The sequence below is a fragment of the Mucilaginibacter achroorhodeus genome (assembly GCF_007846095.1).
Lineage (GTDB): Bacteria > Bacteroidota > Bacteroidia > Sphingobacteriales > Sphingobacteriaceae > Mucilaginibacter > Mucilaginibacter achroorhodeus.
In genome coordinates this window covers 1,009,798-1,023,518 of record NZ_VOEI01000001.1, presented here as the reverse complement: position 1 = coordinate 1,023,518, position 13,721 = coordinate 1,009,798, and the positions used below count along the sequence as shown (strand labels likewise).

Genomic DNA, 13,721 nt, shown 5'->3' with positions numbered 1-13,721 from the left:
GTTTAGCATCAATATTTAAAAAATGGGCTTTCGGCCTTTCTAAAATATATTATTTACCTATTTTAGACAGGGTATTAACAAAATGCAAAACAACCAGGCAAGCTCGGGCGAAGACGAACTCATCAGGCTGTTGCTTAAAAGGCAATCGGAGTTAAACTCTTTATTGGAGGTTACCCGTGCTATAAATAAAAATACCCCTACAGCAACACTTTTCCAGATGCTTGAGGTGATCCTGAAAAATTATCTCCAGATAGGCAAATTCAGGTTCATGATTGAGAAAAGTGGTAGTTTTAGCTGTATTGCCAAATATGGTGGTGTTATCGAATCGCCTATTGTACTCAATAATACCTGGAAACAACTCAGCAAACTAAAGGCACCATCATCTTTACGCGACCATGCGGATAAGGTGCTTAATACTTACAATTACTTCATCCCCATCTATCATAAGAATAAGGCACTTGCTTTTGCGCTCATCGGCGATTTTAATATCGCCGACGATATGCTCAGCAATGATCTTAATTTTGTTCAAACGCTTATTAACGTAATTGTGGTAGCGTTGGAGAACAAAAGGCTTTTCCGCGAACGTATTGCAGCCGAGCGCTTTCAGCGCGAGATGGAGCTTGCGGTGGAGGTGCAGAACATGCTGGTGCCTTTACGCGAGCATAAAGAACAGTGTGTTGAAGTGGATGCTAAATACCTGCCTCACCAGGATATCGGCGGTGACTATTACGACTTTTTCCGTCTTAACGAGAATGAGTTTATGTGGTGCGTTGCCGATGTATCAGGCAAGGGAATTTCTGCGGCATTGTTGATGGCCAATTTCCAGGCCAGTCTGCACGGGTTGGTTGCTATTGAAGACGACCTTACAACGGTGGTAGAACGTCTTAATAAGATTGTAATACGTAATACCAAAGGCGAGCGCTTTATCACGTTATTCCTGGCCAAGTATAACGAACGTACGCGCAAACTTTGTTACGTTAACGCCGGGCATAATCCTACCATTTTATATGCCGACGGCGGCGCAGTGCAGTTAAAGCTTGGTACCACTATGATAGGTGCATTTGATGAACTGCCTTTTTTAAATGAAGGCGAAATAGATGTTGATCCGGGAAGCCTTTTATTTAATTACACGGATGGGTTGATGGACCTTGAATCGACCAGTAATAAGAGTTGGGATGAGGACAAGATGATGGAATACGTGATTGATAACGGCCATCTTGACCCTGATGCTTTTAACGAGGGCTTAATGCATCACATTAACAACGTTGTTAAGGGTAAACTTATAGACGACATTACCCTGCTTACCCTTCGCATTACGTGATATTTAGCCAAACAATAGCCCAAATACTTCCTCTATCCGGCCAACCGGTTTTACATCGATAGTATAACGCGAGAGGTCGAGTTTACCCTTATCTTTTGCTGCAGATGGCATATTGTATTTGGAGATAAAGATCTGTTCAAAACCAAGCTTTTGAGCTTCTGCAATGCGTTGCTCTACGCGGTTAACCGCACGAATCTCGCCCGATAGTCCTATCTCACCTGCAAAGCAGACCTTAGCCGAGATCGGGATATCCTCATGTGAAGAAATGATGGCCGCCGCCAATCCCAGATCGATGGCCGGGTCTTCTACACGGATGCCGCCGGTTATGTTCAGGAAAACATCTTTGGCACCCAAACGGAAACCGCAGCGTTTCTCCAATACAGCAAGCAGCATGCTCATACGTTTGGTATCAAAGCCGGTTGCGGTACGTTGGGGTGTGCCGTAAGGCGATGCGCTCACTAAAGCCTGGGTTTCTATCAGCATCGGCCTCATGCCTTCTAATGTGGCCGATATAGTAATACCGCTTAAACCATCCTCGCGCTGCGATAGTAAAATTTCTGATGGGTTGGATACCTCACGCAAACCCTCGCCTTGCATCTCATAAATACCCAATTCAGATGATGAACCAAAACGGTTTTTAATGGTACGCAAAATGCGGTACACATGGTGGCGGTCACCCTCAAACTGCAGAACTGTGTCTACCATGTGTTCCAATATCTTGGGGCCGGCTATCATGCCGTCCTTAGTGATGTGGCCTATCAGGAAAACAGGGGTTGAGGTCTCTTTGGCAAAGCGCAGCAGCTCTGCCGTACACTCCCGCACCTGCGAAACGCTGCCGGGTGTAGACTCCACATGCGCAGAATGCAATGTCTGTATCGAATCTATAACCAGCACATCGGGCTGTAATTCTTCTATCTGCTTAAATATATTTTGGGTAGAAGTTTCTGTCAATATAAAACAGCCTTTTTCGTCTTCAGACTTCAGACTTTTGACTTTTGACTTTTCACTTTCGCGCAAGCGCTCCGCCCTCATTTTTATCTGGTGATCGCTCTCCTCTCCTGATACATACAGTACCTTCACATTCGGCATATTCAAGGCAAGTTGCAGCATCAGGGTTGATTTACCAATGCCCGGCTCACCACCTATCAGCACTAACGAGCCCGCAACAATGCCACCGCCTAAAACACGGTTAAACTCCTTATCAGGTGTAAGCAAGCGATGCTCTTCCCTAAAGGTGATATCTGCTACCTCAACCGGCTTATTGGCGCGCTGCATAGATGTAGAAGCACTATTGGTTTTCCAGGTAGGGACACTTGCGTTACCTTTCTCCAGTATTTCTTCAACAAAAGTATTCCATTGCTGGCAGCTTGGGCACTTGCCCAGCCATTTAGGCGACTCGTAGCCACAGCTCTGGCAGAAATAAGCGATCTTGGTTTTAGCCATGTGTTTGGATGTACAGATATTTTGCCAATAAAATTAGCAAAATAATTTAATATTCACCCCTTGCGTAATGCCGAATTTATTTCGGCATCCGACATGTAGAGCCGTATATTAAGGGAACCAAAAGTTATCACAAACCATGCTCATCAAACCTCCCTATGTCTACATAATGACCAATTCTTATCGAATAACCTTTTATATTGGTGTGATATCAGATCTACGTGCCCGGATTTGGCAATACCTTAACAATGAATGTTCCATTTTTGTTAAGAAACATAGAGTGTTTGATTTGGTGCGTTATGAATCTTTCGAACGCATCACTGATGCAATAGACCGCGAAAGCAATTAAATAATTGACATAAGGATTGGAAAATTAATCCCATAAAGTCGGAAAATCCGAAGATGAAAGATTTGAAACATGAGTTAGATTAGCGCGTTTTACTCAGCGCGTGGGATGCAGAAATAAATTCGGCATGACGTTGGACGCGAGACTATCGTTGCCTCAAACCATATTTTACAATCTCAGCGCGTGGGATGTGAAAAAATTCGGCACATGAGGGGCGAGAACAGTTATTACAAACAAAAAGAGCAGCCATTTCTAAAACGGCTGCTCTTTCCTTCATCTGCATACCCCAATAGTTATTGGGGTAGCACATCAATACTATAGCTTTATTTCTTCGTCCTTACTTGAGAAAAACCTGAATTCGGTTATCTGGTAAGCCGGATTGCTTTTTACCTTTATCCATTGGCCATATTTGAAATACCATTTCATCTGGCGGTTGAATATGCCTTTTTTGATGTAAGCCTCAATGTATGGGTGTACACAAAGCGTAATATTTTTCTCGTTTTGCTCTTCAAGTATGTAATTGAAGTTGTTTTCAATATCATCTAAAAGCAAAATGGTTGGCCGTATGGTGCCCGTACCGTTACAAGTAGGGCAAACCTCGCTGGTAACGATATTCATTTCGGGGCGCACGCGCTGGCGTGTTATCTGCACTAAACCAAATTTGCTCGGTGGCAAAATGGTGTGCTTAGCCCTGTCGTGGCTCATTTCGGCCTTTAAATAATCAAAAAGCTCTTTACGGTTGGTAGGCTTGTGCATGTCAATAAAATCAACAACCACAATACCGCCCATATCGCGCAGGCGCAGCTGGCGTGCAATTTCACGTGCAGCCTCTTTATTCACTTGGAAAGCATTCTCCTCCTGGTTCTCTTTATTGGCAGTACGGTTACCACTATTTACGTCAATAACGTGCAGTGCTTCGGTATGCTCAATAACCAGGTAAGCGCCACCGGCAAGGTTAACAGTTTTGCCAAAGGCAGATTTGATCTGTTTCTCGATACCATGGTGCTCAAATATCACATCCTTGTGCTTGTGCAGGCGTACAATGTTCTCCATCTCCGGGGAGATCTCGTGGATATATGATTTCACCTCTTCATACATACTCTGCTCGTTCACATGAATATGCTGAAAGTCGGGGTTTAAAATATCCCTTAGGATGGTAGATGTACGGCCTATTTCGCCCAAAATCTTCTTAGAAGGTTCTGTGCTGTGCAGCTTGGTTGCAAAGGTTTCCCATTTAGAGATCAGGTCTAACAGGTCCTTTTGCAGTTCCTGCACACCCTTGCCCTCTGATACGGTGCGAATAATAACACCGAAATTTTTGGGCTTAATGCTTTCAACCACCTTACGCAGGCGGTTGCGCTCCGTGTTGCTTTTGATTTTTTTGGAGATAGATATTACCTCAGAAAAAGGCACCAGTACAACATAACGGCCCGCTATTGACAGGTCGGAACTAAGCCTCGGGCCTTTTGTTGAAATAGGCTCTTTGGCTATTTGTACCGGTACAAGCATTCCTTTAGATAACACTTCAGAGATCTTGCCGGCCTTATTAATATCGGCCTCAAGCTTAAAGTTATCCAAAAGCTTCGATTGATACCCACCGCTACGTACTTGCTTGGTAAGCTTTATCAGGCTTTGTACCTGAGGCCCCAGATCAAGATAATGCAAAAAGGCGTCCTTCTCGTAACCAACGTCCACAAAAGCAGCATTAAGGCTCGGCATAATTTTTTTTATGCGGCCCATGTAAATATCGCCAACAGTATAATTGTTAGTGATCTGCTCTTTATGGAGTTCTACAAGTTGTTTATCCTGTAATAATGCAATAGTAGCCCCGTTGGGGGATGAATCGATAATTAATTCTTTTATCAATTGCTACTCCATTTCTTAAGCGGCGCAATCATAAAAGTTGCACCGCAAGTTAGTAAGTGGATAAAACACACAGAAAAATCCCGCACAAGGGCGGGATATAAGCGATCTGTTAAGAGAAAGCTTATTTCTTTTTATGTCTGTTTTTTCTTAAACGCTTTTTACGTTTGTGAGTAGCCATTTTATGTCTTTTACGTTTTTTACCGCTTGGCATAGTAATAATGTTTTTATGTGATCAATTTATTTTTTTAATTCCTTTATGTACTCGTCAATACGCTGGCCGGCCACCGGGTCGCCCATTAACTGTTTACATTTTTCGTAAGCGGCAATAGCCTCTTCTTTACGGCCCAGTTGCTTATAGCTTTCTGCCAGGTAAAAGTAGGGCTCAACCTCTTCTTTTTGCGCTATCAGGGTTTTAAACCTTTCAACCGCTTTTTCATACTGCCCGCTCTTCATCGAGAACATACCTAAATTAAGTAAGGCCTCGTGGTTGGTTGGGTCTTTCTTTACCACATCAAGCAATAGTGCAATACCCTGCATTGGCATACCGCCGCCGTTTACATATGCAGTACCTAAACCTGTTTTAACCTCAAGGTTATCGGGCTGCAACTGGTTGGCGTGGTTAAACGCTTCAGTAGCATTAACTATATAAGTGCCCTGCGCTGTTGTATCTTGTGTAAGCTTGTAAGCCGTGTTGAAACGGTTACCTGCTGCTATCCAATCTGCCGGGGCGTTGGTTTTGCGGGCCAGATCTAAATAATAGAAACCCGCCGGAGCAGCCTGGTTAGCCGCATCCCATGCTTTGGCCAATTGCTTTTGCAATGCAGCCTTTTCTGCATCACCAGCAGTTTTTAACTTATTTTCAAGAACGCTTATTTGCTGCAGCTGAGCGGGTGCTAAACCCTGCCTCGCCATAGCTGATACAGCTTCGGCACTAAGTGTTGCCTTAGGCTTTGCTGCCGACATTTTGGCACTTGCCTGTGTGTTGTTTTCTTTAGGTTTTAAAAAACCTTTAACGGGTAACGCGTACAAATAGCCCATAACAGCAATAACTGCCACAGTAACTACTATTTGTTTCGTTCTCATACCTTATTATTTGCTTGCTTTGGCAGATTTGTTACCGGTTTTTACTTTCTCTACGAAAGTTTTAGCTGGCTTAAAGCTTGGCACAAAATGCTCCGGGATAATAATAGCAGTATTTTTAGAAATGTTACGAGCAGTTTTTTTAGCTCTTTTTTTAACTACAAAGCTGCCGAAACCTCTTACATAAACGTTTTCGCCACCAACCATTGAGGTTTTAACTACCTTGAAAAACGCCTCAACAGTTTCCTGCACGTCCACTTTTTCGATACCTGTTTTAGATGAGATTTCAGCTATAATTTCTGCCTTGGTCATATCCTGTTTTCTTTTATTTAATTGTATAAATACTTAACTGTTTTGGGGTTGCAAAAGTATCGCTTTAAAATTAAAACTTAAAATAAATGCCGGATTTTTTTTGAGGGCATGCTTAAAGCGCAATTTAAGCTAACAAATTATGATACAGCGGTGATATACTGTTACTTTGCATAAAATGGATTTTAGTGCCCAACTGATTGCCTGGTACCAGCAGCACAAACGCGACTTGCCATGGCGAAATACTACCGATGCTTATATAATATGGCTGTCTGAAATAATACTGCAGCAAACGCGGGTTGAACAGGGAATGCCCTACTTTTACCGCTTTGCAGAACGCTACCCAACGGTTACAGATTTTGCTGCCGCATCTGAAGATGAGGTGCTTCGGCTGTGGCAAGGCTTAGGTTATTATTCACGTGGCCGCAATATGCTTAAAACTGCACAATTGGTGCAAGAAGAGTATGATGGCAAATTCCCAACCACCTACAATGAACTGATAAAACTGAAAGGCGTGGGCGAATATACCGCTGCAGCCATATCATCATTTTCTGCCAACGAGGCAAGGGCTGTTGTTGATGGAAACGTTTACCGTGTGTTATCAAGGTATTTTGGGGTAGATGAGCCTATCAATTCTCCTAAAGGTAAAAAGCTATTTCAGCAAATTGCCGATGATGTTTTAGATAAACAACGGCCTGCTTTACATAATCAGGCAATGATGGAATTTGGGGCAATGCTATGCAAGCCTAAGAACCCTGCATGCGGGATATGCCCGGTTAAACTACACTGCGAGGCCTTTAAGCATAACGCAATTAATAGTTTGCCTGTAAAGTTAAAGACTATTAAAATCAAGAAAAGATTTTTTAACTATTTGTTAATATTTGATGATAAAACGGTACTGATGAACAAGCGTGGCGACGGCGATATTTGGGCAAATATGTATGATTTGCCGCTTGTTGAAACCAATGCTTTGTTAGAACCGATGGATGTTCTTCAACTACCGGAAATGACTAAATTTGGGAAAACTAATATTTTAAAGGACAATTCAGGTGTAATCAAGCATGTTTTAACTCATCAGCAATTATTCATCAGGTTTTTGATACTGGACAAATTTCCTGAAAAATTACAGGATGGTTGGTTTTACGCCAATATTGATGATCTTGAGAAGCTCGCTATGCCTAAATGTGTTTTTATATTTATAAAAAATATTTTTAATTTCTAAATAATTCTCCGTTAATTTATGGCATGTCTGGAATTAATAAAGTTATACTCGTTGGTCACCTGGGCAAGGACCCTGAAATTAGGCATTTAGAGGGCGGGGTGGCAGTTGCGAGTTTTCCGTTAGCTACATCTGAAACCTTTAATAAAGATGGCCGAAAAGTAGAGCAAACTGAATGGCATAATATTGTGATGTGGCGGGGATTGGCCGATGTAGCTGCCAAATACCTGCAAAAAGGCAAATTGGTTTACATTGAAGGTAAACTACGTACCCGTTCTTTTGAGGACAAAGAAGGCATCAAAAAATACACTACAGAAGTTGTTGCAGAGAACTTTACGATGCTTGGCCGCAAAACCGATTTTGAGACCGAAGGCGCACCACGCAACGGTGCCCGCACAGCAGAAACCGACGGCTACCGTAACGACGCCGATGACTTACCGTTTTAATACACCTGATAATTATAAATTTATTGTTGTTTGAAAACCCGCGCTGTAATAAGTTCGGGTTTTTTTGTTGAATAACATTATACCTGCACTATGGTGTTAGTTAAATTTATCTGACAAGGGCTGACAAAAATCTGTCAGCGTTCACGGGTGTTCATCGCGTGAACGTGAACACTTAACCCGCCCAGCCTTCTCTGTCCAAACTGCGGAAATGTATCGCTTCGGCAAGGTGTTCCAGTAGTATTTCCTCGCTGCCGGCAAGATCAGCGATTGTACGGGCGACCTTCAGTATGCGGTCATAAGCCCGTGCCGACAAGCCAAGCTTCTCCATAGCCCGTTTCAACAGCGTTTGGCCTGCAGCGTTTATCTTACATATCTCGCGCACCATTTGCGGGCTCATCTGTGCGTTGGCATGCAGATCGGGCTTATTGCCGAAGCGCTGCGATTGCAGATCTCGCGCTTTTACCACACGTTCGCGGATCAATTCGCTTTTCTCGGCTAACCGCTCTGCCGATAGTTCATCAAAATTAACAGGCGTAACCTCAACATGCAGATCGATGCGATCCAGCAGCGGGCCGGAGATCTTACTCAGGTATTTTTGTACCGTTCCCGGCGGGCAGATGCATTCTTTCTCCGGGTGGTTATAATAGCCGCAAGGGCAGGGATTCATGCTGGCAACCAGCATGAAACTACTTGGGTAATCAACCGTAAACTTTGCCCGGGAAATAGTAACACGGCGTTCTTCCAAGGGCTGGCGCATTACTTCAAGGGCCGTACGCTTAAACTCGGGTAACTCATCTAAAAACAATACACCGTTATGCGCCAGAGAGATCTCTCCCGGTTGCGGATTACTACCGCCGCCCACGAGCGCCACATCGCTTATAGTATGATGCGGCGACCGGAATGGCCTTGTAGTAACCAAAGCATCAGCGGTAGAAAGCTTGCCTGCAACAGAGTGGATCTTGGTTGTTTCTAAAGATTCATGCAAGCTCAAGGGTGGTAATATAGAAGGCAGCCTGCGGGCAAGCATAGTTTTGCCTGCTCCCGGCGGGCCTATCAATATTACATTGTGGCCGCCTGCAGCTGCTATCTCAAGAGCACGTTTAATATTTTCCTGGCCCCGTACATCGCTAAAGTCGCTGTCATAGTTGGCAAGGCTATCATAAAATTCCTCACGGGTATTTACAACCTCGGGCTTCAAAGCATTATCACCGTTAAAGAAATCGGCAACTTGTTTGATATTTTCAACGCCATAAACTTCAAGGTCATTTACAATGGCTGCTTCGCGGGCATTTTGCTTGGGGAGGATAAAACCTTTAAAGCCTTCTTTGCGTGCCTGTATGGCAATAGGTAAAGCACCCTTGATGGGTTGTAAGCCGCCATCTAAGGAAAGTTCGCCCATGATAAGGTACTTGTTTAATTCCTCCGCTTCTATCTGGCCTGAGGCAGCTAAAACACCGGTTGCAATGGTAAGGTCGTAAGATGATCCTTCCTTTTTTATATCGGCTGGGGCCATATTTACCACTACCTGCTGGCGTGGCATGCGGTAGCCACAATTCTTTAATGCCGACTCGATCCTGAAATAGCTTTCTTTAACAGCAACATCCGGCAAACCAACAATAAAATACTTGGTGCCTGCGGCAATATTTACTTCAACGGTGATGGTGATAGCCTGTATCCCATAAACTGCGCTTCCAAAGGTCTTAACTAACACGTGACAGGTTATTTATAAGGCGGAAGATAGCGTTTTTTTGAAACATTGCACTTTCTTGTTAATCCTGAGGGGATGATTTTATTATTGCTGAATTAATATTTGCAAATGTGACCGTATAAACAAAAAAAGGGAACCGCACGCAGTTCCCTTTTTTGTTAGTATCTGATAATTTTATGGGTTAACTACCGCTGTTTTATTGCCAAGTGTAATGTAGTCTGTCAATATTTGACCGGCTTCTTTTTGCAGGAAGTCAAGATCTTCGTTCTTAGGTTTTGCTTCGCCCTTTTTAAGCGGACGTAGCCCAAGTGCTACACGGCGGAGATTATTACGCTCAAATACTTTTTGCTCGTCTGCATCTCTTTGCTTTTTCAGGTCAACTTCGTTAAGTGTTATTGATTTTTCAGCGTCTTGTTTTTTAGCATCCTGGATATCTTCAAGCAGGTACTTGTAGCTTTGGCTTGTTGCCATTCTCTCATCATGCATTTTGCGCAGTTCAGGTATCACGGTTGAGAAATTACCAACAGTGGTGTAGCTTGTTTTAGCGATCATATCAAACGGAAGTGCAGATGGTTCGGTATCTTCTCCGTATTTATCAAGCGGTATGATAGACGGGAACTGAACATCAGGTATTACACCTTTGTGCTGTGTTGAGCTGCCGCTGATACGATAGAATTTAGCTATAGTTAAGTTAAGCTGGCCAAATTTGTTTTGGCTGCCGGTGGCAACCGTTTTCGGTTTGCCTGTAAGTGACATCAGCTTATCCTTAAGTGTAGGCGCTATGATCTTATCAAGATCAATAGCGTTTTGCACGGTACCTTTACCGTAGGTTTGTGTACCAATGATCAGTCCGCGACCGTAATCTTGTATAGCACCGGAGAAAATTTCTGATGCTGATGCACTAAACCTGTCCACAACTATTGCTAACGGGCCGGTATAATTAACTGTTTCGTCCTCATCCTTATCAACCTCTACCTGGTTGCGTGCATCACGCACCTGTACTACAGGCCCGGTTTTGATAAACAAGCCAGTTAATTCAATAGCTTCCATTAAAGAACCACCACCATTTTGACGAAGATCAATCACAACGCCATCAACATTCTCTTTCTTCAGGCTGTCTAAGATCAGTTTTACGTCGCGAGTGGTGCTTTTGTAGTTAGGGTTTCCTGCTTTGTAATCAGCAAAGTCAAGATAGAAAGCCGGGATAGATATCACACCTATCTTCACCTTTTTACCATTGCTATCATAAGTGCGGATGTCTTTCTTAGCAGAAATATCCTTAAGGATTATCTTTTCACGAACCAACTCAATAACCCTTGGCTTTGCAGTTGGGGAAGCGCTTTTAGCTAATAATTGCAGCCTTACAACAGTGCCTTTAGGGCCGCGGATCAATGCAATGGCGTTATCTATTCTCCAGCCAACAATGTCCTGCCATTCGCCGGTTTTACCTTGCGCAACAGCAATAATACGATCATCAGCATTTACCAGTTTGCTCCTATCGGCAGGGCCACCAGGTGTTACACTTTTAATGGTTACATATTCATTTTCACTTAAAAGCGAAGCGCCTATACCTTCCAGTGAACGCGACATATCTATATTAAAATTAGCCGCATTTGATGGATTAAAGTAATTGGTATGTGGGTCAATCGCCTCGGTAAAAGCATCCATAAACGCCTGGAACACGTCCTGGTTGGATAACTTGTTAGATTGCGAAAGAATATTAGTGTAGCGTTTCTTGAGTGTTACTTTATTTGCCGCCAGGTCTTTGCCGGTAAGCTTTAAATTAAGCAGATCGTACTTAACACGTTTTGCCCAAAGTTCGTGCAGCTCATCATCAGATTTTGCCCATGGCAAGCTGTCCCTGTCATAAGTGTAAGTCTCGTTCTTAGTAAAATCAAAGTTTTTGTTTAACTCAGCAACTGAGAAGTTTACATATTCGTTGTAACGTTTCTGAAATATATTAAAGATATAAAATACACTATTAAGGTTACCTGCTTTAATATCATCATCCAGAATATTACGGAACTGGTCGATATTTTTTATATCGCCCTGTGTAAGATAGTTGTGATTTTCATCGAGCTTCTTAAGGTAGCTGTTAAAAATAATGTTCGAGATAGAATCGTTAAGCGGAACCTTTTTGTAGTTATAGTCTGTAATAAGCTTCGCAACGTAGGTTAAAACTACACTTTGCTGCTCATCAGGTTTAAGGTCATTTGGGCCTAAAGGTTTGTACGCTGGTTTTGACGGAGATGCATTGCAGGCCAGCGCAGCCGCTAAAACCAGCATTAAATATAATTTCTTGAACATATCTTTTACACTATTAAGATCGGGAACCTGGTTAAACATCAATACTTGTGCCTGTTTTAAATGCTACTATAAAAAAAGAGACAGCTTAATAGCCGTCCCGAATATATTGAATAAACAATATTACAATAATGTTTGCTTTGATTTTTTATAGGACCTGCATTTTACGCAATTGTTACAATGCCAGTATGTTATTTGGATTTGGCTGTGGTCTCAGCAGCATCTGCGTACCTAAGTTCTGATTTTGGAAGCCACGTTTTATTGGTCTGCAAAAATTTTAACTTTTCTTCAACCAGTTTCAGGTCTTGGGTGCGGCCGGCATTGCGCGCCATTTCACGGGCTTCGGTGAGGTCTTGTTGCGCTTGCGTAAGGTCGCCAAGGTCTGCCTTTACAAGGGCCAGGCAAATAAGGTTACTTATAGTGTGCGGGTAATCATTTTGCTGGCGCGATATTAAATTGCTTTGTAAATAGTACCACTTGGCTTCAGAAAGGCGGTTAGCTTTAACATATAGTTGTGCCAATTCGCTAAAGCGGTAACTGGCTTCACCGTATTGACGAAAGCGCATATTATGTTGAGCAGCGCGCATAATTACCCTTTCACCTGCCTCTAATTGTAACTGACTTATTACTGTAGGTATCGGTGCGAGTTTTTTGTTTGTAACAACCGGATAGGTAGCCATCAGCCGCTTCATAGCGTTGTACTTAGTTGAAGCGATCTGAGAATATCTTACATGTTTTTTAAAATCAAGCTTATACCACTGCGCAGATGCAGTAAGGTTGAAAGCAAAAAGGATAACCAATAGTAAAGAATATCTCATGTAATTTTTGAGGGGGAGATGGTAAATAATTAACCGTTTAACAAACTTAAAAATTAGTTTTCTGATTTACAATAGCTTAAAAACATCGCAGAACCCGGGTCAACACTTAATCTTTTTAACGCAAAGTAAACTTTTGTGCCTTTATACCGGCTTTTTAACTAAAAAGTTTCAATCAACCTTAAACGAATAAGTGCCTTACTTATTACGCCTGTAAAAAAGTGATCAGGTTTTACTTTTTGGCTTCCGTGTTTGCAGGTAAAAATGCCATAGCAACATGCTGGCAACTGTACGGTATGGTTTCCAGGTATCGGCAATAATTAGCAGATCTTCTTTAGGTGTATCTTTCTGCAGATTTTTTAATTGTTTGATCGCGTTAACAATTGCCAGGTCGCCAATTGGTAAAACATCTGTATGATGCAAGGCAAACATCAGGTAAACATCAACCGTCCAGTTGCCAATGCCTTTTAAAGCAGTTAGCCTGCTTCGTATGTCGTCATCTTCCATTTGCTCAAAATCTGAAAGATTTATCTGCCCGCCCAGTATAGCTTCTGCAAGATACCTGATGTAAGCCGTTTTTTGCCTGCTGCAATAACACTCCCGCATTTCTGCATCAGTTAAGACCAATACACGGGCTGGCGTAATTTCACCAACGCGCTCACGGAGTTTGTTTAGTGCAGAAAGTGCCGAAGCCAACGAAACCTGCTGCTCTAATATAATATGCACCAGGCTTTCAAAAGTATTAGGCCTGCTCCAGAACGGCGGGTAGCCGTGTTGTTTGATCACCATTGCAAAGTCAGTGTCCATAATTGTTAATTCGTCGCAAAGTTGATAGTAGTTGACCTGTGTAAACTGTTGAGGCATGTG

The 13,721-nt window shown here is 42.7% G+C and carries 12 protein-coding genes; 4 read left to right on the top strand and 8 right to left on the bottom strand.

Translation table 11 applies throughout. The annotated features are described in order from the left end of the window. The first annotated feature begins 82 nt into the window (after nt 1-82). The gene (locus FPZ42_RS04755; protein ID WP_146269326.1) at nt 83-1,321 is read left to right on the top strand and encodes a PP2C family protein-serine/threonine phosphatase; all 1,239 of its coding nucleotides are present in this window, start codon (nt 83-85) and stop codon (nt 1,319-1,321) included. 3 nt (nt 1,322-1,324) lie between these two features. Here FPZ42_RS04755 and radA read toward each other — a convergent pair whose 3' ends face one another. After that, entirely contained in the window at nt 1,325-2,764 is a 1,440-nt protein-coding gene (gene radA / locus FPZ42_RS04750) for a DNA repair protein RadA (protein ID WP_146269325.1), read from the bottom strand. Between the two features lie 136 nt (nt 2,765-2,900). Between radA and FPZ42_RS19470 the strand changes: the two genes are divergently transcribed. Next, complete coding sequence (locus FPZ42_RS19470) at nt 2,901-3,110, top strand: GIY-YIG nuclease family protein (protein ID WP_222431538.1); 210 nt, start codon at nt 2,901-2,903, stop codon at nt 3,108-3,110. A gap of 312 nt (nt 3,111-3,422) precedes the next feature. On the opposite strand, the gene FPZ42_RS04740 is transcribed toward FPZ42_RS19470, so the two are convergent. The 3 genes from FPZ42_RS04740 to FPZ42_RS04730 all read right to left on the bottom strand — a co-directional run bounded on the left by FPZ42_RS04740 (nt 3,423) and on the right by FPZ42_RS04730 (nt 6,365). Next, nucleotides 3,423-4,973: an Rne/Rng family ribonuclease gene (locus FPZ42_RS04740; protein WP_146269324.1), complete on the bottom strand. Its 1,551-nt coding sequence runs from the start codon at nt 4,971-4,973 to the stop codon at nt 3,423-3,425. A 237-nt stretch (nt 4,974-5,210) separates the two neighbouring features. Beyond that, nucleotides 5,211-6,056 (bottom strand): tetratricopeptide repeat protein, encoded by an 846-nt coding sequence (locus FPZ42_RS04735; RefSeq protein WP_146269323.1) that lies wholly within the window; start codon nt 6,054-6,056, stop codon nt 5,211-5,213. 6 nt (nt 6,057-6,062) lie between these two features. Then, nucleotides 6,063-6,365, bottom strand: coding sequence for an HU family DNA-binding protein (locus FPZ42_RS04730; protein WP_146269322.1), 303 nt, complete (start codon nt 6,363-6,365; stop codon nt 6,063-6,065). A gap of 175 nt (nt 6,366-6,540) precedes the next feature. Here FPZ42_RS04730 and mutY point away from each other — a divergent pair, with 175 nt between their 5' ends. Then, on the top strand, nt 6,541-7,584 hold the full coding sequence (gene mutY, locus FPZ42_RS04725; RefSeq protein WP_146269321.1) for an A/G-specific adenine glycosylase: 1,044 nt from the start codon (nt 6,541-6,543) through the stop codon (nt 7,582-7,584). Nucleotides 7,585-7,607: 23 nt separating this feature from the next. Next, a complete protein-coding gene (locus FPZ42_RS04720; RefSeq protein WP_146269320.1) occupies nt 7,608-8,027 on the top strand; it encodes a single-stranded DNA-binding protein in 420 nt (139 codons plus the stop codon). A gap of 172 nt (nt 8,028-8,199) precedes the next feature. On the opposite strand, the gene FPZ42_RS04715 is transcribed toward FPZ42_RS04720, so the two are convergent. The 4 genes from FPZ42_RS04715 to FPZ42_RS04700 form a co-directional block, all read right to left on the bottom strand. Continuing rightward, complete coding sequence (locus tag FPZ42_RS04715) at nt 8,200-9,738, bottom strand: YifB family Mg chelatase-like AAA ATPase (protein ID WP_146269319.1); 1,539 nt, start codon at nt 9,736-9,738, stop codon at nt 8,200-8,202. A gap of 171 nt (nt 9,739-9,909) precedes the next feature. Next, nucleotides 9,910-12,042: a carboxy terminal-processing peptidase gene (locus FPZ42_RS04710; protein WP_146269318.1), complete on the bottom strand. Its 2,133-nt coding sequence runs from the start codon at nt 12,040-12,042 to the stop codon at nt 9,910-9,912. A 188-nt stretch (nt 12,043-12,230) separates the two neighbouring features. Continuing rightward, a complete protein-coding gene (locus FPZ42_RS04705; protein WP_146269317.1) occupies nt 12,231-12,857 on the bottom strand; it encodes a hypothetical protein in 627 nt (208 codons plus the stop codon). 222 nt (nt 12,858-13,079) lie between these two features. After that, nucleotides 13,080-13,718 (bottom strand): DNA-3-methyladenine glycosylase family protein, encoded by a 639-nt coding sequence (locus FPZ42_RS04700; protein WP_146269316.1) that lies wholly within the window; start codon nt 13,716-13,718, stop codon nt 13,080-13,082. Between the last annotated feature and the right edge of the window lie 3 nt (nt 13,719-13,721).